This window comes from Aureimonas sp. CAS (assembly GCF_059838215.1).
The window spans coordinates 1,374,206-1,392,348 of sequence record NZ_CM187563.1 but is presented as its reverse complement, the minus strand read 5'-3'; the positions used below and the strand labels follow the sequence as shown (position 1 = coordinate 1,392,348).

General features: G+C 65.8%; 26 protein-coding genes. 18 read left to right on the top strand and 8 right to left on the bottom strand.

Going from position 1 to position 18,143, the window contains the following annotated elements; translation table 11 throughout:
* Positions 1 to 16: 16 nt before the first annotated feature.
* The 8 genes from AC6R2M_RS06800 to AC6R2M_RS06765 all read right to left on the bottom strand — a co-directional run bounded on the left by AC6R2M_RS06800 (position 17) and on the right by AC6R2M_RS06765 (position 7,456).
* Positions 17 to 1,219 (bottom strand): phage portal protein, encoded by a 1,203-nt coding sequence (locus AC6R2M_RS06800; protein WP_500486749.1) that lies wholly within the window; start codon positions 1,217 to 1,219, stop codon positions 17 to 19.
* Positions 1,219 to 3,063: a terminase large subunit gene (locus AC6R2M_RS06795; protein ID WP_500486747.1), complete on the bottom strand. Its 1,845-nt coding sequence runs from the start codon at positions 3,061 to 3,063 to the stop codon at positions 1,219 to 1,221. The genes AC6R2M_RS06800 and AC6R2M_RS06795 overlap by 1 nt, the downstream gene beginning before the upstream one ends.
* Positions 3,056 to 3,451, bottom strand: coding sequence for a hypothetical protein (locus AC6R2M_RS06790; protein WP_500486745.1), 396 nt, complete (start codon positions 3,449 to 3,451; stop codon positions 3,056 to 3,058). The genes AC6R2M_RS06795 and AC6R2M_RS06790 overlap by 8 nt, the downstream gene beginning before the upstream one ends.
* Positions 3,452 to 3,537: 86 nt before the next feature.
* Positions 3,538 to 3,786, bottom strand: a complete 249-nt coding sequence (locus AC6R2M_RS06785) for an HNH endonuclease (protein ID WP_500486743.1) — start codon at positions 3,784 to 3,786, stop codon at positions 3,538 to 3,540.
* Positions 3,787 to 4,120: 334 nt separating this feature from the next.
* Positions 4,121 to 4,645 (bottom strand): transcription termination/antitermination protein NusG, encoded by a 525-nt coding sequence (gene nusG, locus AC6R2M_RS06780; protein ID WP_500486741.1) that lies wholly within the window; start codon positions 4,643 to 4,645, stop codon positions 4,121 to 4,123.
* Between the two features lie 219 nt (positions 4,646 to 4,864).
* A complete protein-coding gene (locus AC6R2M_RS06775) occupies positions 4,865 to 6,928 on the bottom strand; it encodes a bifunctional DNA primase/polymerase (protein ID WP_500486739.1) in 2,064 nt (687 codons plus the stop codon).
* Complete coding sequence (locus tag AC6R2M_RS06770; protein ID WP_500486737.1) at positions 6,925 to 7,215, bottom strand: hypothetical protein; 291 nt, start codon at positions 7,213 to 7,215, stop codon at positions 6,925 to 6,927. The genes AC6R2M_RS06775 and AC6R2M_RS06770 overlap by 4 nt, the downstream gene beginning before the upstream one ends.
* A 55-nt stretch (positions 7,216 to 7,270) precedes the next feature.
* Positions 7,271 to 7,456, bottom strand: coding sequence for a hypothetical protein (locus AC6R2M_RS06765; RefSeq protein ID WP_500486735.1), 186 nt, complete (start codon positions 7,454 to 7,456; stop codon positions 7,271 to 7,273).
* A gap of 110 nt (positions 7,457 to 7,566) precedes the next feature.
* Here AC6R2M_RS06765 and AC6R2M_RS06760 point away from each other — a divergent pair, with 110 nt between their 5' ends.
* From AC6R2M_RS06760 to AC6R2M_RS06675, 18 genes are all read left to right on the top strand, one after another.
* Positions 7,567 to 7,956 carry a hypothetical protein gene (locus AC6R2M_RS06760; RefSeq protein ID WP_500486733.1) on the top strand — a complete coding sequence of 130 codons (390 nt, stop codon included), beginning with the start codon at positions 7,567 to 7,569 and terminating at the stop codon, positions 7,954 to 7,956.
* A gap of 105 nt (positions 7,957 to 8,061) precedes the next feature.
* Positions 8,062 to 8,316 carry a hypothetical protein gene (locus AC6R2M_RS06755; RefSeq protein ID WP_500486731.1) on the top strand — a complete coding sequence of 85 codons (255 nt, stop codon included), beginning with the start codon at positions 8,062 to 8,064 and terminating at the stop codon, positions 8,314 to 8,316.
* Between the two features lie 25 nt (positions 8,317 to 8,341).
* Positions 8,342 to 9,289: a Lar family restriction alleviation protein gene (locus tag AC6R2M_RS06750; RefSeq protein WP_500486729.1), complete on the top strand. Its 948-nt coding sequence runs from the start codon at positions 8,342 to 8,344 to the stop codon at positions 9,287 to 9,289.
* Positions 9,286 to 9,507 (top strand): hypothetical protein, encoded by a 222-nt coding sequence (locus AC6R2M_RS06745; protein WP_500486727.1) that lies wholly within the window; start codon positions 9,286 to 9,288, stop codon positions 9,505 to 9,507. Before AC6R2M_RS06750 ends, AC6R2M_RS06745 begins: the two co-directional genes overlap by 4 nt.
* Positions 9,504 to 9,866, top strand: a complete 363-nt coding sequence (locus tag AC6R2M_RS06740) for a hypothetical protein (protein ID WP_500486726.1) — start codon at positions 9,504 to 9,506, stop codon at positions 9,864 to 9,866. Before AC6R2M_RS06745 ends, AC6R2M_RS06740 begins: the two co-directional genes overlap by 4 nt.
* Positions 9,863 to 10,201: a hypothetical protein gene (locus AC6R2M_RS06735; RefSeq protein ID WP_500486724.1), complete on the top strand. Its 339-nt coding sequence runs from the start codon at positions 9,863 to 9,865 to the stop codon at positions 10,199 to 10,201. The genes AC6R2M_RS06740 and AC6R2M_RS06735 overlap by 4 nt, the downstream gene beginning before the upstream one ends.
* Positions 10,202 to 10,525, top strand: a complete 324-nt coding sequence (locus AC6R2M_RS06730) for a hypothetical protein (RefSeq protein ID WP_500486722.1) — start codon at positions 10,202 to 10,204, stop codon at positions 10,523 to 10,525.
* Positions 10,522 to 10,713 (top strand): hypothetical protein, encoded by a 192-nt coding sequence (locus tag AC6R2M_RS06725; RefSeq protein WP_500486720.1) that lies wholly within the window; start codon positions 10,522 to 10,524, stop codon positions 10,711 to 10,713. The genes AC6R2M_RS06730 and AC6R2M_RS06725 overlap by 4 nt, the downstream gene beginning before the upstream one ends.
* 126 nt (positions 10,714 to 10,839) lie before the next feature.
* On the top strand, positions 10,840 to 11,289 hold the full coding sequence (locus tag AC6R2M_RS06720; RefSeq protein WP_500486718.1) for a crossover junction endodeoxyribonuclease RuvC: 450 nt from the start codon (positions 10,840 to 10,842) through the stop codon (positions 11,287 to 11,289).
* Between the two features lie 23 nt (positions 11,290 to 11,312).
* Positions 11,313 to 12,533 carry a DEAD/DEAH box helicase gene (locus tag AC6R2M_RS06715; protein ID WP_500486716.1) on the top strand — a complete coding sequence of 407 codons (1,221 nt, stop codon included), beginning with the start codon at positions 11,313 to 11,315 and terminating at the stop codon, positions 12,531 to 12,533.
* On the top strand, positions 12,530 to 12,727 hold the full coding sequence (locus AC6R2M_RS06710; RefSeq protein ID WP_500486714.1) for a hypothetical protein: 198 nt from the start codon (positions 12,530 to 12,532) through the stop codon (positions 12,725 to 12,727). Before AC6R2M_RS06715 ends, AC6R2M_RS06710 begins: the two co-directional genes overlap by 4 nt.
* Positions 12,724 to 14,154 carry a DNA cytosine methyltransferase gene (locus AC6R2M_RS06705; RefSeq protein ID WP_500486712.1) on the top strand — a complete coding sequence of 477 codons (1,431 nt, stop codon included), beginning with the start codon at positions 12,724 to 12,726 and terminating at the stop codon, positions 14,152 to 14,154. The genes AC6R2M_RS06710 and AC6R2M_RS06705 overlap by 4 nt, the downstream gene beginning before the upstream one ends.
* Before the next feature lie 88 nt (positions 14,155 to 14,242).
* Positions 14,243 to 14,794, top strand: a complete 552-nt coding sequence (locus tag AC6R2M_RS06700) for a hypothetical protein (RefSeq protein ID WP_500486710.1) — start codon at positions 14,243 to 14,245, stop codon at positions 14,792 to 14,794.
* 236 nt (positions 14,795 to 15,030) lie between these two features.
* Complete coding sequence (locus tag AC6R2M_RS06695) at positions 15,031 to 15,252, top strand: hypothetical protein (RefSeq protein ID WP_500486708.1); 222 nt, start codon at positions 15,031 to 15,033, stop codon at positions 15,250 to 15,252.
* Positions 15,252 to 16,514: a DUF2800 domain-containing protein gene (locus AC6R2M_RS06690; protein ID WP_500486706.1), complete on the top strand. Its 1,263-nt coding sequence runs from the start codon at positions 15,252 to 15,254 to the stop codon at positions 16,512 to 16,514. The genes AC6R2M_RS06695 and AC6R2M_RS06690 overlap by 1 nt, the downstream gene beginning before the upstream one ends.
* Positions 16,515 to 16,577: 63 nt before the next feature.
* The gene (locus tag AC6R2M_RS06685; protein ID WP_500486704.1) at positions 16,578 to 17,177 is read left to right on the top strand and encodes an ssDNA-binding protein; all 600 of its coding nucleotides are present in this window, start codon (positions 16,578 to 16,580) and stop codon (positions 17,175 to 17,177) included.
* Between the two features lie 2 nt (positions 17,178 to 17,179).
* On the top strand, positions 17,180 to 17,800 hold the full coding sequence (locus AC6R2M_RS06680; protein WP_500486702.1) for an Nmad5 family putative nucleotide modification protein: 621 nt from the start codon (positions 17,180 to 17,182) through the stop codon (positions 17,798 to 17,800).
* The gene (locus AC6R2M_RS06675; RefSeq protein ID WP_500486700.1) at positions 17,793 to 18,077 is read left to right on the top strand and encodes a DUF2312 domain-containing protein; all 285 of its coding nucleotides are present in this window, start codon (positions 17,793 to 17,795) and stop codon (positions 18,075 to 18,077) included. Before AC6R2M_RS06680 ends, AC6R2M_RS06675 begins: the two co-directional genes overlap by 8 nt.
* The last annotated feature ends 66 nt before the right edge of the window (positions 18,078 to 18,143 follow it).

Genomic DNA, 18,143 nt, shown 5'->3' with positions numbered 1-18,143 from the left:
GGCAGTTTGCGAAGGCTCATCGATTGGTCTCCGGTTCCGTGCCTGCCTCTGTGATCGGCACGTTCTGCATCTGCATGCGAGGCACGTCGCCGCCCTCGACGCGCGGCAATCCTTCCAGGCGGCGCACCTCGTTGATCGTCATGACGCCGGCGTTGAGAAGCGCGCTGTAGAATGCCGCGCGCGCCGCGCTATCGCCCCGCAGCAGGTCCTCGTAGTTGAAGCGGACCTTGTATTTCTGGCGCTCCTCAGGTGTCATGATGCGCTTGGCGACGGCCTTCTCGATACGCTTCAGCTGCGAGCGCAGGCCGAGGTTCAGCCAGCTCTGCATGATCGCCGAGACGCCCGTGCCCCACATCGTCTGACCGTCGGCGGAGTGCCCGATCACGATCGGCGGCACTCCCAGCCAGCGGCAGATTTCCTCGACGTTGAACTTGCGCGACAGGATCAGCTCTGCGTCGCGCGGCGTGATGTTCACCGCCTTGAAGTCGACGCCCGCCTCCAGAATGCCGACGCCCGGCGCGTCCGGCCCGCTGTAGCGCTCGGCGAAGTTCTTCCGCGCCTGGTCGCGCTGCTCTTCGGTCAACTTGTTCGGGAAGGTGAAGAAGCCTTTGGCGCGAAGGCCCTTTCCGAATGTCTGACCAGCGGCCTTCTCGGACGCAATGGCGATCCCAAGCGTCTGACGAGCGTAGGCCACTGGCGACATGCCGACGTCGCCGTCGCCGAACGCCTTGAGGTGAAAGACCTTCGCCTCCGGCAACTCGACCGTCTTCCCGCGATCGACGAACTTGTACCGCAGCGCACCGCTCTGTAGCCTCTCGACGGAGGTGTCGTAGGGCATCGGGTTCAAGGCGATCAGCCGATTGCCCTGGTAGACCTTCTCGGCGAATCCATTGCCCGACGTGCAGAGCCCCAGAACGCGACCTTCCCAGAACTCGATCGAGGTCTGGTCGGCGTTCGGGCTGTCGTCCAGAAGCTCCTGCAACGGGTGATCGGTGACGCGCACCCGCGCGCCGTCCGACCGCTTCTCCATCACCTCTAGGGAAAGGCTCGCGATCGTCTGGGCGGTGACACGGGTGCAGGCCCAGAACGCGGAGAGGTTCAGCGCGCCTTGCGTCGAGACGTGCTCTCCGGCCCACGACTCCCCGCCACCGAAATACTCGTAGAGCTCACCGTCTCGGGCCGTCAGCTTCTTGCCGAAGAGGCGTTGCCATAGGCCCATCAGACGAACACCGCATTGGTGAGGAAGTCGCTCATGTCCACGCCCTCCCCTCCGGCGTAAGAAGCCGCCGCGCCCAGCGCCATCGCGAGCGCGACCGCGCAGTCGATCTTGTTTGTGGCCCGCTCCTTCGCGAGCCAGTAGTTGCCCCAGCGGTCCTCGTCCGTTACCGCCGACATCATCGCCGAGATCACGACCGGATTACGCTGGATCTTGATACGGCCTTCGAGCATCGCGTCTTCGAGCTCGCGAACCGAGCCGGGCATCCACAACCCTTCCGGCTCGCGATCCTCGATCTCGGCCGCGCGCTTCATCGCGTCGGTCGGCCGCCCCTTCTTCGTGCCGCCCTGCGGATGCTCGACAAACTCGACGCTGATACCGAGCCGATCGCATTCCGGCTCGAACCCGCGCTTGAATGCGTATCGATCGTAGGCCAGGCACTGGACCTGATAGGCGTTCGCGTATTCGGCCACCGCCTGCGCAACGTGGTCGAAGCGGATGCTGACGCCCTTCGGCGCGTGCAGGTGGCCGTTCTTCGCCCACTCCTCGTAGGGCTGCTTGTCGCGCAGCGCGCGAGCCGCGATCGTGTCGCCCGGCGTCCACGCCTCGACCCACGCGGCGTAGGTCGGCTTCTCGACCTCTTGCATCCGTCCGTCGCGTTCGGCCTTCACCGTGACGGTGCCGGTCTTCACGACCGCGGCGAGCGCGGTAATGTCTTTGTTCTGCGACAGGTCGCAGCCGAGCCAGACCGGCTCATCGACGAATTCGCGCGGGTCGAACTCTTCAAGCGCAGGCTCCAGAACTGCCCGCGTCATCCAGGCGGTCTCGGCGTCCGTCCAGGTGCAAAAGTGCAGCCGGAGAATGCCGTTGAGCTTCGAGGGCATCGCCTTCGCCTGCGCCACGACGCCGGCGAGATATTCCTCCGTGATCGTCGTACCGAGCAGCGGATTCGCCTTCACCCAACACGACGGATCGTTGAGCGGGTCGTCATCCGGGTCCAGCGCGCAGACGTAGGAGAACGTCGTGTCGTCGATCCGCTCGCCGAGGTAATGCGCGTCGTCGTCCTTCGCATCGACGTTGCCGGCCGCCACCCGAACCGCGTGCTCGTGCTCGATCCAGCAGACCGAGTTTCGGTCCGAACCGCTGTTCGTGATCATCAGCAGGAGCGGCTGGCGCCGGAACTTGAAGCCGCGCTCCAGGATCTCGATGATCCCGCCGTCTGCATGCTCGTGCAGCTCGTCCACGAGCGCGAAGTGCGGGCGCGGGCCGGAACCCGTCTTCTTCGTCTCGCGCGACACCGGCCGGAAGAACGAGCTCTTCGGCAGGTAGGCGAGATTGAACTCGCGACCCGGCCCACCGCTCGGCGTCAGACGCTTGTCGAGGTCCGGCGACTTCTGGACCATCTTAACGGCGTCGCGGAAAAGGATGCCGGCCTGCTCCTTCGTGGCGCCGGCCGAGTAGATTTCCGCGCCGGCCTCGCCATCAGCCATCAGGCCGTAGAGCCCAATGCCGCCGGCCAGCGGCGACTTGCCGTTGCCCTTCCCCTGCTCGATGTAGGCGCGCCGGAAGCGGCGCGTGCCGTCCAGGCGCTTCCACCCGAACAGCGATCCGATGATGAAGTCCTGCGCCGGCTGCGACGCGAATGGCTTGTTCTCGAACTGGCCTTCGCTGAGCTTCAGCTTCGTCTCGAAGAAGCGGAGCGCGCGCGCCGCAGCCTCCGGGTCGAAGGCGATGTCGTTGCGCTGCAGGTCGTCCAGGTGCCGGCGGCAGGCGTTTCGAACGTGCGGCCCGGCCACAATCTCGCCAGCGAGGACGCGCTCGGCGTAGGCCGTAGCGCGGTCACTCATCGAAGAACTCGTCACCGGCCTTCTCGTCTTGGCTCGACCGGTTGCGCTCGTCCGTCAGCCCGAGCTCGCTCATGTAAGCGCGCAGCTGACCGTGCTTGGCGGCAGGGAACTTGAGCGGCGCCGATCGGAACTCGTCCCACAGTTCGCAGAAGGCGATGGCTGCCGGTTCACGCGACGCGTCCAGCCAGTTGGCTGGCGCGATGTACCGCTTCCAGGCGTCTGCGGCGTGCCCGCGCAGATGCTTGGGCTTCGCCAGCTTGCCGAACGCCTCGATCGCCCCTTCAACAGCCTCACGCGCCTTCTCAGAGCCGCCGTGCCTCGTATTCCGGTGGGTGCCGTCGATCAAACGCAGATGCGCTGATTTCGGCTTTGCGCCGCGTGTCGCCATTTTGACCGCTTTTCCAACATCAATCTGGCTTTGCGAGTTTTTCAGTGGCCGCCGGTGTCCAGAACGGGATGCTCCAGACTTTCGGGCTACCCCCCGGTATCCACCGGCCACCCGTCCGCACCGATCCGCTGCCGAGGCGCCCGCAGACCGAACTGCTCCGCCGTCCGCTTCGCATGGTGATCGGCGCACAGGCACCGGATGTTGTCGTCCGTGTCCGCCCCGCCGTGGGCCAGAGGCACGATGTGGTCGGGCACCGTGGCCGCCGTCACCCTGCCCTCGGCCTGGCAGTCCCGGCAGAGCGGCTCGGCCATCAGCCGGCGTCTGCGCTGCTCCATGCCCTTTCGGCCGCGGGCGCGCTCGGCGATCCGATCCTTGCCGCGCTCTTTCGGGTGCGGTCGGTGGTTGGGCGAGCGAACCGCCATCATCGGCCTTCGAACGAGAGCCCTGCAAGCCGAAGCCTGCAGGGTCCGCACAGCATGCCGCGCGGGCTTCAACGAAAGACCCCGCCGAGCCGAAGCCTGGCGGGGTCTTGGTTTTCCCCGGGAAGGGAACCGCAACTCAGAACGGACTGCTACACCGAATTAGACACCATCCTCGCCGCTTCGGGTTCCCCGAGGGCTGGGTCGTGCCGACGAAAACATCAGGCACACGGTCGTCCGTGACGCTGATCTAGCCCGCCTTCTCCAGCATGTCAATAGCAATGCGAAAAGGGCGATCCTTGCTAAGCTGGTCCAGCAGCACGCTCGCCTCCCGCTTGCCGAAGAGCTTCACGATCAGGCCCTTCTGCTCGGCCGCCAGCCCGTTCAGCACCAGCACCTCGTCGCCGACCGCAAAGCTCGGCGCCGGGGGCACCTCCATCTCGAACTCCTCGGCCGCTTCGAGCCCGAGCATCGTCCCCATCTCGCCCATGCGGAGCGACAACGGCGTCCGATGCCTGGCGCCGACGAAGCAGACGATGTCCTCGCACTGTCGGACGAGGCTCGAGACCTCGATCGCCGGCAGCTGGACGAAGACGTAGCCGGGGGCCAATCGGCGGGCTCGCCACGTGAGCCTCTTCGATCGGTTGTGCTTCTGCAGAACGTAGCTCCAGAGGACGCGCCCCTCGATTCCCGTCCGCTCCAGCCAGTTGAGCGCTTGGGTCTCCCGGCCGGCTCGAACCCGGGCTGCGTACCAGTCGTTTTGGGCCACGGTCACGGTCGATTCTCCTCGTCTGAAATGCAGGCCGGAACCGGAACCGGAACCTCTATAGGGAATCGTTCCGTTCCGTTCCGGTCCTTCTCGCTGGCGAAACGCAGGCTTGCGCTCTTCGAGCGCAGCCGCCCTGCGGTTGCGTTCCGCCCTAGCGAATAAGGAAAGGCGCTCGGAATTTCCGCGGAATATTCCGCAATTTTCCGTTCCGTTCCGGTTCCGGTCTCAGGCGGCAAGGTCTTCGTCCTCCGCATCGAACTCGGAACCCTCGAACGGGACCTCGTAGAACCATTCCTCGCCGTCGCATTCGTGCTTCTTCCAGCCCTGCGGAAGCTTCTTCGTCGCGTTCCCGAACTGCTTGCGGACGGCGTCCGCAGACCGCTGCGTGTCGCCTTCTCCGCCGTAGTGCGCGACGAAGGCACCTCGGACGATCTCCTTCTTGACGGCGCGCACCTTCTGCCCTCCGATCGTCATGCTCTCGCCGGACGCCGCCATTGCTTCCGTCGCCGCTAGGACGAACGCCGCGGCTGCCTTGCTCAAGGCGCGCTTCTGCTTCGCCGGCTTCCGGTCCGTGTCGAACGCCAGCACAAGGCTCGTCACGTTCGAGCCATCCGCCCGCTTGCCGATCTCGACCTGTTCCTTGACGATCGCCCCGATCGGCCCCTCTGGCCCGTTGCGGGTCTTGGGGAGCGACAGGAAGTGGTTCGATGTCTCGCCGGTCAGCTCGTCGCGATCGCAGACTGCGGCCAGGATGAAGTCGGCGCCGGCGCGCGCGTTTGACGAACCACGCAGGCCCGCCGCCGCCGTCTTGCCGTAGTGGTGGACGAGAACGACCGCGATCTGGAAGCGCCGCGCCACGGCCTGGAAGAAGTCGAAGACCTTCTGCCAGGCGGCAGGGTCGTTCTCCTTGTCCTCAGGGATCAGCCCAGCCGCAACGACCGTGTCGATGACGAGGGCGCGCAGCGGGCAGCCCCAGCGCGCCTTCGCGTAGTCGCGGAACTGCGCGACCACCTTGGCGAACGTCTCTCGGTCCTCCTTCGACGACAGCGAGCCGAAGTCCGACAGCATCATGACCGGGAAGTCGGCGTCAGGATCCTCGAGCTTCGAGCGATAGGCCTCGACGCGGCCGGCGAGCGTCCCCTGCCCTTCGAAGGCGACATAGAGCGCCGCGCCCGGGCTCTCGATCTTCCGGCCGGCGAACGGCACGCCGCGCGCGACGGACCCGCAGAAGGTCACGGCGACGAACGTTTTCAGCGCGCCGCTCTGCCCACCGAGAAACCCGACGCCGACGGCCGGGATCGTGTCTCGGACAAGATCCTCGCCGGGCACGAACGGCACGCGCCGGCCGAAGTCCGTCAGCGTTCCGCGAAGAACGGCGCTGGACGGCGGGATGCGGTCGAACTCGTTCTCCGGCAGGCTTCCGCCCCAGGCGCCGGTGGCCGAGCGGTAGGCGCTGGCAACCTTGTCGGCGAGCTGGTCCGTGTCCCATTCGGGAAAGGCCTTCCCGCCGGTCTCCGGGTGGTTCCAGTGCTCGTCGAGCAGGTCGAAGGCGACGGACTCGGACAGTCCGAAGTCTCGGAGCCGGCAAGCGACGCGATAGGTTGTCGTGTCGCCGTTCGCGCCTTGGATGGCCTCCGGCGCGTCCTCCTTCAGATAGCGGACCGCACGCTCGACCGCGGAGGACGTGTCGAGCTCGCCGGCCGGCTCCCGGCTCGGCGCCTCGACGCGACGCTTCGACGCCGACCGGTAAAGGGCGTGAATGTCCTCCGGCACGGGCCGGATGGGCACGTCGTTCAGCCACCGGTACCGGCGGCCGTTCACCACGGAGCCCGGGCCGATCAGCAGGCCGCCGTCCCCGCGCAGGTCGACCGACGGGTAGTCGGGCAGGCCGTCGACGAAATTGTGCAACGGCGGCGCCTCGACCGGGAGCGAATGGATCGCGTGCCGGCCGCCGGTCGCACTCTCGACCGTCAGCGTCGCGCCGATGTCGTAGAGCGAGTCGAGCAGATCGTAGCTGGCGAGCCCGGGGCGTGTGCCGTCCTTGTGGTCGAAATCCCCACCGACGAACCGGCAGGTGCCGTCGCCCGACACGCCCATGATCAGCGCGACGTTCGCGTCCGGCCAGCGCATCCACCAGCGGCGAAGGGTCGCCTCGTCGGTCGTCGCTTCCCGCTTCCACTTCACCAGGCCGCGCTTTCCGCCCGGGACGAGCGGCGCGACCCGTATGCCGAGCGAAGCGGCGTAGAGCGCGTGCTCGATCGGGGGCGCGTCGTCTGCGGGCGCGCTCACTTGCCACCCTTCGGAGGCGAAAACGATTCCTCGATGTCGGTGATCGCCTCGTAGAGTGTGAACGTCGCGACATCGATCCGGTCGACCGTTGTCAGGATGCTACTCCAGTGCGCCGCCGACACCTGCACGTCGCCGTCTTCAGTGGGCGCGATCGCCTTCATCCCGCGGACGTGGATGTCGACGAAGCTGCCGAGGTCCGAGCCGATCTTCCTCGCGCGGGCGATCAGTTCCGCCAGCGAAGGGTCGTGACATTCCGCAGCGTCTGCACTACTATCCCGACTGTTCATCGGTTTTCTCCAGATTTCCGATTGATCTCCGAACCCGTGACGAGGTGGCAGCCTCTCACGGGTTCAGCTTTTCCGAGGCGCCCTCGAGCCCTCGGCGGATCAGTTCCCTGATCGCGGCAGACCGGCTCGGCATCCCTGACGGGACCCCCCAACCGTCGAGCGCGTCGACCTCGGCTTCCGTCATGATGACGACGACCCGACGTTCGCCCCCGTTCTCGCCCTTGTATCCCGGCGCAGGCATGATACCTCCTTGTTGCGCGTCAACGCACAGACCTTTGTGCGTTCGATTAACCTATCATTGACACTTACGGTGTCAATCTGCGTGACAACGATTTGTGCGGAGCGATTGCCATGGTCGATGAAAAGGATGCGATACAGCGACGCGTCTACAACCTGCCGACGTCGCTGGTATCCCGCATCGAGGCATTTCAGAAAAAGCGAAGGCTCGCATCCGAGGTCGAGGCTGTGCGCCAACTCTTGAATGAGGCGCTGATGGGCCGTGAGACGTCGCACGAACTAGCTATTCAGCTGTATTTCGAACTCGCCTCCGACACGGGACAAGTAGTCGACATTCTTAGAAACAATGTTCTTGAGCACCCAATCGTAAAAGCGATTACGAAAGGCAAGGATTCTTGGATCATAGACTGCACTGATGATGCAAGATTTCTGATAAACGAAAGCCGAGAGATCTTCGAATACGACAGCGCTGAGGAGTCTTATACGGAGTTCATCCCGATCTAACGGTAGGGCCTCAACGCCTGCGGATCTGACCGGCTGACGGCCCCGCCCAGGAAATCGTCGGCCGGCCGCTTGCATTTCGTGATTAGCAATACTAGCATTGCTAACATGAGCGAACCGAGCTACTCCCTCCTCGACGACGTCCTCGCCTACTGCCGGCGCACCGGCACGGCGACGTCCACCTTTGGCAAGCTGGCCGCCGGCGATCCGGCGCTCGTCGAGCGGATGGCCGGGAGGCGTCTGCTCGGCAGGCCCCTCGCCCGTCCGAAGCTGGCCGAGAAGGTCAAGCTGAAGCTCGACGAGCTCAAGGTCGCGGAGCGCGCGAAGGCCGAGGCCTCGCTGCGCGAGCTCGACGCGCGGTGAACACGAACCCGGGAAGGTTGAATCGATGAGCACCACCATGGCCTCTGACCTCGCGCGTGAAGCGCTGGAGCCGTGCCCGTTCTGTGGCGAACGCGAAAACCTGAGCGTCTCTTTGAGCGACGTCCAACCAGATGACTATCATGGTGGGCAGGTGCATTGCGGTGAATGCGACTGCATGGGTGCCGACGCGATCTCGCTCAATGGATGGCTTCCGAACGAAGCCGAGGCAGAGACGGCGGCCATCGCCGCCTGGAACCGCCGCGCCCGCACCGCCTACGACGCTATGGGCTCTAGGGTGAAGGCGCTGGAGTGGCGCGATGAAGTGAAAGAGTGGCCTGACGGCCAAAGGCTCGCCTCCGCGGATGCACCGATGGGCGGTCCCTACGTGATCTATCACTCGGAGCGGGATGGCATTCACTGGTGCGGAGACGGCGTTGGCGGTGAACATTTCGCATCGGTTGATCTAGCCAAAGCCGCCGCCCAAGCCGACTTCGAGCACCGCGTTCTCTCCTGCCTCACCCATACGGCTGCAGGAGCCGGGCCGGTGGGCGAGGCAGTGGCGTTCGAGTTCGAGTCATTGCCTTATGGAGAATGGGAGCGTGGCGTCTCGCTGCGCGATCCTCGCGTCTACGTCACGAGCCAACGTTATCGCAACGTCCGCCCTCTCTACGCCGCCCCCGTCGAGGAGCCGGGCGAGGTGGAGCGGCTGACGCGCGAGCGGGATGCGCAATACGACGAGAACGTGAACCGCATCGCTGCGGAGGGTGCTGCAATCCTTCGTGCCGACACCGCCGAAGCCGCTCTTGCCGAGGCGCGGGAGCGCTTAGAGAAGGTGGAGGCGGCGCTGCGGTTCTACGCTTGGGAGAACGAACATCGACTTCCGAGCGAAGGCCCTTGGGGAGCGAACAGCACTGACTTCGGCAAGGTCGCCCGCGCCACTCTCACAGGTGACGCGCAGGAGGCGAGCCGATGATGAACCGCAACCGAGACGCTGACTTCGAGCGCGCGATGGACATCCTCACGCGCATGGCTCTTGAGCGGACGGGCTGGCGCTCATGGTTCTCTCGCTGGCGCTACAGCCAAGAGCCGCTGCGCCACGACGCCGCAAACCTTTGTCGGTCGATGGGCTACATGGGGCCGATCCCGAACGGGACGCGGCTGGTGGGCGACACCTCGGCAGGTGACGCATGACCCCCGCCCCCGAGAAGGCAGCGCCGATCCCGGTGAAGGTGCTGGCGCTGGCGGAAGGTGCGCTCGTTGACATGCACTTCGAAGCTGACGACCCGATCCAAATCATCGCCCGCGCCATCATGCGAGACCGCGCCGACCGAGCCTCACAGGAAGAGCGCATCCGCGAGGACGTGGCTCGCCTCGATTGGCTGGAGGCGAACAGCAACGTTCACGTTCAGTACGAGGGCTGGGAAGAGGACGTGTGGGAGGTCTATCGCGTCAACGGCGGTCGATCTGACCGCGAGTGGAGCAAGATCGCCGAGGGCGCCAACCTGCGGGACGCCATCGATCTGGCCCGCCTGCGGGGAGACGCGTCATGAGGCCGATCAACGATATCGCGAAACGCGGCTCGATCATGATCGACAACGCTGCGACTGCCAGTCAGTGCCGCGCGCTCGTGAACGACGCTGTGGTGCGCGAGGCGATTACCCTCAACATCATCGCGCCGCTTCTCGTCGAGATATCCGAACGGGACGCCCGCATCGCTGCTCTGGAAGCAGAAGCATCCGAGGGAGAGCGGAAGGGGTTGGAGCGGGCAGCGGAGGTGGCGGACGACCACGCGAAAGCGTGGGGCGCGGCGCAGTCCACTCCGGCCATCGTAATCGCCGAGGCGATCCGCGCCCTCATCCCCGCGCCGGCAAGGGAGGGGGAGTAGATGGGCGCCGTCTGCTCCTGCTGCGGCCAGCGTGTCGTCTCCGATGTCGAGGGTGCGATCACTCGGCGACGGATCACCGGCATCGCCGCCCGCATGTTGCGGACCCTGGAGAAGTCCGGGCCGCTCGACGCCGCGGCGCTAGCCGGACGTATCTATGGGCATCGCTCCGACGGCGGACCTGAAAGCGCCCTCACCAGCATGCACGTCTACATATCGCGGCTGCGGAAGACGCTGCGTCCCGAAGGGCTGACCGTGGCTTGGCGCCCCGGCGAAGGCTACCGGATCGAGCTCGTGCCGGCCGAGACGCGGGACCACGCTGCATGAACACGGTCTCCGTCTATCGGCACCCGACCGATGCCGGCGTCGTCGTCCGCATTTTCACGAGCGACGATCGCAGCGAGTTCGTCGAGGCCGTGCTGCAGCCGACGGTCGCCGTCCACCTCTCCGCCGACTTGGCGCGCGAGGCGGGCCGGCTGCTGCAGATCAACCGCGGCGCGTACCCGCCCGGGTAACCGCGACACTTGTCCACAGAGCCGCGCAGCTTCTGGTTTCGAACGCGTCCGCGATTCGACAACCAGGGCGATCTATGTTCCGCTTATGTTCCCATTTGAGGACTTCAGTCCTGTAAGGAAGCCGCCATGTCCCGTCTCGCTCTCGACCTCGGCACAACGACCGGATGGTGCGTCGGCACGGCGGGCGCGCATTTCTCCGGCGTCTGGAAACTGAAGCCGGGCCGCTTCGAAGGCGGTGGCATGCGTTTCGTCAAGTTCCGGGCGAAACTGCTCGAGATCCATTCGGCCTATCCGGTCACTGAGGTGAACTTCGAGGAGGTCCGGCGCCACAAGGGCACGGACGCCGCGCACGTCTACGGCGGGCTGCTGGCGATCCTGACCGAGTGGTGCGAGGCGAACGCGATCCCTTACGAAGGCGTCCCGGTTGGCGAGATCAAGAAGGCGTGGAGCGGCAAGGGAAACGCCGACAAGGCGCTGATGATGGCCGCGGCGCGCGAGCGCGGCTACAGCCCGACCGACGACAACGAGGCCGACGCCATCGCGATCTTCTGCCTGCGCGAAGGGCTCTGCTTCTGATGCCCGCGCTCATGCCCTACCAGGTGGCCGGCGCCGAGTTCCTGTCGCGCAAGGCGTTCGCGCTGCTCGCCGACGAGCCCGGCCTCGGCAAGACGGCCCAGGCGATCGTCGCGGCGGACCTCGTCGCGTCCGGCCGGGTGCTCGTCGTCTGTCCCGCCAGCGTCGTCGAGAACTGGCGGCGCGAGATCGATCGCTGGTCGCTCGGCTTGTTCGACGCCGAGGTCTTCAGCTTCGACACGGCGACGAAGGCCGTCGGGCCGTTCGACACCATCATCATCGACGAGGCCCACTATCTGAAGACGCCGACCGCGAAGCGCACGAAGACAGTGTACGGGGAGAATTGCGACGGGGTAAACGGATTGGTTTCGCAAGCTAAAAGAGTATTCCTACTGAGCGGAACGCCTATGCCTAATCACGCAGGCGAACTTTGGACTCATCTGCGAGCGCTACGTCCTGAACTCATTTGGTCCGCAGCAGGCAGACCCTACGATCTGGAGGCGTTCGAACTTAAGTTCTGTGAGAGAGTAGTTGATGGCTACGGTGATAGAATCGTAGGAACAAAGAATCACGAAGAGATCGCGGCACGGTTCTCGCCAATGATGCTGCGAAGGATGAAGTGCGAAGTCGCCAAAGAAATGCCGGAACTTCGATACGTCGATTTGGCAGTTGAAGGCTGCATACCTTCTCACATTCCCGGCGAGGAAGCCGAGCTCGTGCGCCGAACGCTTGAAGAGCACGGCGTCGACGGGCTGAAACTGATCGCCGGCCACGCGACGACGCTCCGCAGGTTGACGGGCGCGGCCAAGGTCGCCGGCGTCGCCAGCTGGACGCGCGATTGGCTGGCGAACGGCGGCGGGAAGATCGTCCTGTTCGCGCAGCATCGCGCGGTGATCGAAGGGCTGCGCGAAGAGCTCGCACGCTATGTCGGCGTCGCCTCGATCGACGGCTCGACGCGCGACCGGCAGCGCCAAGTGGACGAGTTCCAGAACGGCGACGCGCGCGTCTTCATCGGTCAGATCCAAGCCGCAGGCGCCGGCATCACGCTGACCGCCGCAAGCGACCTCGTCTTCGTGGAATCGAGCTGGGTTCCCGGCGAGAACGAGCAGGCCGCGCAGCGCATCCATCGCGTCGGCCAGAACGAGGCGTGTCTCGTCCGCTTCGCCATGCTCGCCGGCTCGATCGACGAGAACGTGCAGCGCGCCGTCGCGCGCAAGATGAACGACATCGCGAGGGTGATCGGATGACCGGAAGAACCTTGCCCACGATCGGCAACATCGTCGTGACCGAGCGGAGCGACGCGGTCGAGATCCGGCTGCGCTCGAACGACGGCGCGCCGGTGGCGCTCTTCACCTACCGCGAGCTGCCGGCGCTGATCGAGACGCTCCGTGCCGTGCGCCAGCCGGCCGCGGTCGACGACATCGAGGACATGCTCGCGTGACCGCTTACTACAACGAGTTCGACCCCTATGCGGCGCAATGGCTCCGCAACCTGATCGCTGCCGGCCATATCGCGCCCGGCGACGTCGACGAGAGGAGCATCACCGATGTTCGAGCCGATGACCTTCGAGGATATGCTCAGGTGCACTTATTCGCCGGAATCGGAGGCTGGTCGCTCGGCGCCCGCCTCGCCGGCTGGCCCGACGACCGTCCCCTCTGGACCGGCTCCTGCCCCTGCCAGCCCTTCTCCGTCGCCGGCAAGGGCGGCGCGCAAGCGGACGAACGCCACCTCTGGCCGGTCTTCTTCGACCTCATCCGTGCCTGTCGGCCCGATGTCGTCATGGGAGAGCAGGTTGCGGCAGCGGTTGGAAAGGATTGGCTCGACGGAGTGTCGGCTGACCTGGAAAGCATCGGCTACGCCTGCGGGGCGGCCGTTGTCCCGGCTTGTGCCGTCGATGCGCCCCATCGAAGAGATCGACTGTGGTTTGTGGCCGACGTCCACGGTGGAAGACGCCGGGAGAACGGGCAACCCGGCGCATTGGATGAAGTATGCCGATCCGGCGCAGCGATACACGCCGGGATGCCGGCTTCGCAACGAAGCGCAGATGATGTCGCTGTATCCGACGCCGCGCGCGGCGGACGGGGAGAAGAACGTCCGGTCGCTGGACGGGACGCTGCGGGAGATCGAGCGGAAGGGTTCGCCGCAGGACACTTGCCAGGCCGCGCAAATCACACAAGCTGGTCTGACGCTCGCTGGGCCATCGGCGCAGACGGGAAAGCCCGGCGCGTTGGCGCCGACATTCGTCGCATGGTTGATGGGTTTTCCGCCGGAATGGGACGAGTGCGCCCCGACCTCCATGCCGAAACGCTCAAGGAAGTAGAACGCTATGGGCAGGAAGCGTCTACCGGACCCGCCGAAACACTGCGAGCGGTGTCGGAGCGAGTTCTTTCGCAGCCAGCGGCCTACGGGTCGATGGGAGAGCCGACCGGAGTTTGCGGCGCGGAAGTTTTGCTCGCTTACCTGTGCCAATTCGACGGGGGCCGCTGCCAAGGTCACGTTCCACTTTCGGGCTCGGAGGAGTTTAGGGCCGCAGTGCGAAGCGTGCGGCTGGGAGCGGGACACGCAGGCGCACCACGTCGACGGGGATGTCTCGAACAACGATCCGTCGAACATCCAGACACTCTGCAAGCACTGTCATGGGTTCTGGCACAACATGCTGAAGAGGCATGGCAGACCCATCGACAGGAGAATGCCGAAACTCTGGAACTGCTGAAGCGCGATGTTCCCGCCCGAGTGGGAAAGCTGCGCGCCTACGGCAATGCCATCGTCCCGCAGGTCGCGGCCGAGATCATCGGCGCCTATGCCGACGTCACCGACCGGAGACGACACTTGGCTGTGGATGCTGAACTAGCCGCGCTCCGTTCCTAGCATTTTTCGCATTAGCTACTTGCACATTGCTAATTTTCCGTTAACTTGGCTCTCAGCGGTCGACACCGCCAACCGAAGGACCCCAACAATGATCGAACTGAAGGTGACGGCCGAGCAGCCGTCGGATTTGAGCGCACAGATCACGGGCCTCGCGGCCCTGTTCTCCGGCGCTTCGCCTGTGGCGGCTGCCGTGACCGAGACGGCCACCCTGCCCTCCCCGACCGAACCGGAAGCCGGCGCCGTCCGCGAGCGCGGCAAGCCCGCGCCTGCCAGCGGCCGCTCGCGCCGGACGAAGGAGGAGATCGCCGAAGACGAGGCCGCCGAGCGCGCCGAAGCCGAGCAGGCGAACGCCGGCACGACGGCCGAAGAGACCGAGGCCAAGGCCGACGAACAGCCTGCAGAGAGTGCCGCGCCCGAGACGCCGAAGACCGACGCGCCGGCCATGAGCCGCGACGAGATCCGCACGGCGATCGTCGCCGAAGCCGCCAAGCTCGATCAGTCGGAGCGCGGCGCATTCGTCCAGAAGCTGCTGAATCCGTTCGGCGTCACGAAGCTGGGCGACCTGCCGGACGCGAAACTGGGCGAGCTGGCCGCGGCCATCGGCAAGCTGAAGGGCGACGTCGAAAGTGCGCTCGCCTGATCCCGCCTCGGGGCGCGGTCTTACTGCGCCCCGGCCTTAGCACTTTTCGCAGTCGGAGAATGCGAAATGAACCCCTGGACTGTCGCCTTCATCGCAGCCGGCCTGATCGTCGTGGGCTCGGTCGCCAGCGCTTTGCTGATCGTTCTCGCTGATCGCGACGAGCGCCAGAACGGAGGGCGTCGCTGATGTCTCGCACGTGGCTCCGCGACGAGAACTCTGGCGGCTGGAAGTGCGCAATGCCGGACGACGTGACGCTGTTCGCAGTGCCCGAACGCCTGGCACGCCACTCGCTCGCCCCCAAACCTTCCCGCGGCACGAAGTGGCGCGCCGGCGCGACGCATTGGGATGCGCAGACGTCGACGGCATCACGCTTCGAACGTGACGTCTATGGCGAGCTCATGCCCGACGCAAACAGCGCAAAGCGCCTTGCAGAAACGATCTACGAGGAAGCGCGCTGATGTCCGCCACCCCGCACTCCGATCGCGCCCACGCCAAGCTCGCGCCGTCCGCCGCGCATCGCTGGATCGAATGCCCCGGCAGCATCCGCATGTCCGAGGGCATCCCGAACCGGTCGAGCAGCTACGCGAACGAAGGCACGGCAGCGCATGAAGTTGCGTCGCGCTGCCTGGAAGAAGGCAAGGACGCCGACGCCTTCCTCGGCTGGCTGATCAACACGCATCCGGCCGAGGGCAAGTCGCCTTTCTACCTCGGCGGCGACACGCTGGAGCCTGCCGACGGCGAGACGACGTTCGAGGTCGACGAGGACATGGCGGACGCCGTGCAGATCTACCTCGACCACATCTGCGAGATCGCGGCGAGCGACGGCGCGGCCATGGTCTCGGTCGAGCAGCGCCTCGACATGAGCGATCTGCACCCGGGCATCTTCGGCACGGGCGACGCGACGATCTACCTGCAGGGCGCCCGCTGGCTCCACGTCGTCGACTACAAGCACGGCAAGGGTGTCGCGGTCGAAGTCGACCAGAACCCGCAGCTGCTCCTCTACGGCGCGGGCGCGGCGCGGCGCCACCACAACCTGCCGCTGGACGGCGTCACGCTGCACGTCGTCCAGCCGCGCGCGGCGCACCGCGACGGCCCGGTGCGAAGCTTCTCGGTCGATCTGCTCGACCTCCTGGACTTCGAGCAGGACATCCGCGTGGCCGCGGCGAGGACCGACGACCCGGACGCGCCGCTGCACGCCGGCGATCATTGCCGCTTCTGCCCGGCCGCCCCCGTCTGTCCCGCCTATCGCGATCTCGCGATGGAGCGGGCTGGCGCCGAGTTCACCGACGACGGAGATCTGACCTTGCCCGCACCCGAGGACATGACGCCCGAGCACCGCGGGCGCGTGCTGACGCACGCCGACTTCATCGCGAACTGGACGAAGGCCGTCCAGAAGTTCGAGCACGACCAGGCGCTCGCCGGCCAGACGCCGGACGGGTTCAAGCTGGTGGCCAAGCGCGCGACGCGCCGGTGGCGGGATGGCGACGATGTCATCGGTACGCTGCAGGTCGATCTCGGCCTCAGCGACGAGGACATCTTCGAACGGAAGATGCGCTCGCCCGCGCAGCTGGAGCGGCACTTCCCCGGAAAGAACAAGGTCGCTCGCGCCGAGGCGATGGCCGGGCTGATCACGAAGGAATCCAGCGGCACGAACCTCGTGCCCGTGTCGGACCCGCGCCCGGCCGTGAAGGTCGAGGCGTCCGAAGAATTCGGCGAGTAGCCGAAGACGCCGCGCCGGCAGGGCGACCACTGCCGGCATAACCTCCCAACGAAAGAACCTCCCATGAGTGGACTGAAGACGGCCCGTTACCTCGAGAAGACGGGCACCTACATGACCCCCGCCGGTCGCATGATGTATGCGAGCCTCTACCAGAAGAAGCCGACGGCCAAGGGCCAGACCGACACGGACAAGTTCCGCTACCAGGTCACGCTCCTGATCCCGGCCGACGCCGACATCACGGCGCTGAAGCAGGCGGTGGCAGCGGCCCGCGACGAGAAGTGGACGGCGGGCGTCCAGAAGACGACGAAGATCGCGTCGCCGATCCTGAAGACCGAGGACTACCCCCGGTTCGCCGAGCTGGCGGAGGAATACCCGCACTACATCCGCTTCAAGACCAACAACCGGCCGGGCGTCATCAACAAGGCGAACGTCGCGGTGTCGGAAGCGGACGAGGCGGACGAGATCTACGACGGCCGCGAGTGCCGCGTGACCTGCACGGCCTTCGCCTACGACAACTCGGGCAACAAGGGCGTGTCGCTCTCGCTGTCGAACGTCCAGCTGCTCGACCACAAGGACCGGCTCGCCGGCGGCAGCGGCGGCGCGCGGGCGACCGACGAATTCGAGGCCGTCGGGGGTGACGACCTCGACGACATGGTCGGCTGACCATGGCGTCCGCGAAGCTCACAACGACGGTGCGGGACGCGATCACGTCCCGCATCCTCCGGTATCTGTTCGGCGGCGAAGTCGCCCAGCTGATCGCCGATCGCAAAGCCTTCGCCGAAGAATGCTACGAAGCAGTCTACGACGAGAGCACGCGGAAGAAGATCCGGAGCTTGCCGAAGGGATGGCTGCCGGTCGCGGCGGACATGCTTCTGCGCTTCGGCACGGAGACAGACCGCGTCCACTTCAATGGCTTCGGTAATCTCGGCGGCCTCTGGAGCATGATCGACTCGCCGCGCGCGGAGGAGGTTCATCTACCGGTGCTTTCTAAGCACACGCGAAACGCCATGGTGGCCGTCTTCGACGCCGACGCGGCGGTAGCCGCGCGCTACGCGGTCCTCTGTGATCGCAAGGTCGATCTGGCGAGCCGCGTGAAGGAGGCTGAAGGGCAGATCCGATCGGTCGTCAACTCGGTGACGACGACCGGGAAGCTGCGTGAGGTTTGGCCGGAGATCGGCTCGTTTCTGGACGACTTCGAGGACGTGAAGCTGTCGCTGCCGGCTATCCCGGTGAAGAAGCTGAACGCCCTTCTCGATCTCCCGGTCGAAAGCGCGTCCGGTGAGTAGCGCCGCCGGCATCGGCCACAACAGCGACGGCGCCGAGACCGAAGGCAACGTCGCGGTCGAGGAGCTTCGGTCCTTCGTCGAGCGCGTCGAGCGTCTCGAGGAAGAGAAGAAGACCATCTCCGACGACATCAAGGACGTCTACGGAGAGGCCAAGGGCCGGGGCTACAACGTGAAGGTGCTTCGTCGGATCGTAGCCATGCGCAAGCAGGACAAGAACGATCGGGCCGAGCAGGAAGCCATCACCGAGCTCTACCTCCAGGCCCTCGGCATGATCTGAACGACCCTGACGGCGGGCTCTGACGCCCGGAGTCCGCCGTCCTTCTAGCATTTTTCGCCACCGACA

What these genes read in the sequence shown, in the direction of transcription:
- AC6R2M_RS06800 (WP_500486749.1), bottom strand. Translation starts at nt 1,219, where the DNA reads ATGGGCCTATGGCAACGCCTCTTCGGCAAGAAGCTGACGGCCCGAGAC.
- AC6R2M_RS06795 (WP_500486747.1), bottom strand. Translation starts at nt 3,063, where the DNA reads ATGAGTGACCGCGCTACGGCCTACGCCGAGCGCGTCCTCGCTGGCGAG.
- AC6R2M_RS06790 (WP_500486745.1), bottom strand. Translation starts at nt 3,451, where the DNA reads ATGGCGACACGCGGCGCAAAGCCGAAATCAGCGCATCTGCGTTTGATC.
- AC6R2M_RS06785 (WP_500486743.1), bottom strand. Translation starts at nt 3,786, where the DNA reads ATGGAGCAGCGCAGACGCCGGCTGATGGCCGAGCCGCTCTGCCGGGAC.
- AC6R2M_RS06770 (WP_500486737.1), bottom strand. Translation starts at nt 7,215, where the DNA reads ATGAACAGTCGGGATAGTAGTGCAGACGCTGCGGAATGTCACGACCCT.
- AC6R2M_RS06765 (WP_500486735.1), bottom strand. Translation starts at nt 7,456, where the DNA reads ATGCCTGCGCCGGGATACAAGGGCGAGAACGGGGGCGAACGTCGGGTC.
- AC6R2M_RS06760 (WP_500486733.1), top strand. Translation starts at nt 7,567, where the DNA reads ATGGTCGATGAAAAGGATGCGATACAGCGACGCGTCTACAACCTGCCG.
- AC6R2M_RS06755 (WP_500486731.1), top strand. Translation starts at nt 8,062, where the DNA reads ATGAGCGAACCGAGCTACTCCCTCCTCGACGACGTCCTCGCCTACTGC.
- AC6R2M_RS06750 (WP_500486729.1), top strand. Translation starts at nt 8,342, where the DNA reads ATGAGCACCACCATGGCCTCTGACCTCGCGCGTGAAGCGCTGGAGCCG.
- AC6R2M_RS06745 (WP_500486727.1), top strand. Translation starts at nt 9,286, where the DNA reads ATGATGAACCGCAACCGAGACGCTGACTTCGAGCGCGCGATGGACATC.
- AC6R2M_RS06740 (WP_500486726.1), top strand. Translation starts at nt 9,504, where the DNA reads ATGACCCCCGCCCCCGAGAAGGCAGCGCCGATCCCGGTGAAGGTGCTG.
- AC6R2M_RS06735 (WP_500486724.1), top strand. Translation starts at nt 9,863, where the DNA reads ATGAGGCCGATCAACGATATCGCGAAACGCGGCTCGATCATGATCGAC.
- AC6R2M_RS06730 (WP_500486722.1), top strand. Translation starts at nt 10,202, where the DNA reads ATGGGCGCCGTCTGCTCCTGCTGCGGCCAGCGTGTCGTCTCCGATGTC.
- AC6R2M_RS06725 (WP_500486720.1), top strand. Translation starts at nt 10,522, where the DNA reads ATGAACACGGTCTCCGTCTATCGGCACCCGACCGATGCCGGCGTCGTC.
- AC6R2M_RS06720 (WP_500486718.1), top strand. Translation starts at nt 10,840, where the DNA reads ATGTCCCGTCTCGCTCTCGACCTCGGCACAACGACCGGATGGTGCGTC.
- AC6R2M_RS06710 (WP_500486714.1), top strand. Translation starts at nt 12,530, where the DNA reads ATGACCGGAAGAACCTTGCCCACGATCGGCAACATCGTCGTGACCGAG.
- AC6R2M_RS06700 (WP_500486710.1), top strand. Translation starts at nt 14,243, where the DNA reads ATGATCGAACTGAAGGTGACGGCCGAGCAGCCGTCGGATTTGAGCGCA.
- AC6R2M_RS06695 (WP_500486708.1), top strand. Translation starts at nt 15,031, where the DNA reads ATGCCGGACGACGTGACGCTGTTCGCAGTGCCCGAACGCCTGGCACGC.
- AC6R2M_RS06690 (WP_500486706.1), top strand. Translation starts at nt 15,252, where the DNA reads ATGTCCGCCACCCCGCACTCCGATCGCGCCCACGCCAAGCTCGCGCCG.
- AC6R2M_RS06685 (WP_500486704.1), top strand. Translation starts at nt 16,578, where the DNA reads ATGAGTGGACTGAAGACGGCCCGTTACCTCGAGAAGACGGGCACCTAC.
- AC6R2M_RS06680 (WP_500486702.1), top strand. Translation starts at nt 17,180, where the DNA reads ATGGCGTCCGCGAAGCTCACAACGACGGTGCGGGACGCGATCACGTCC.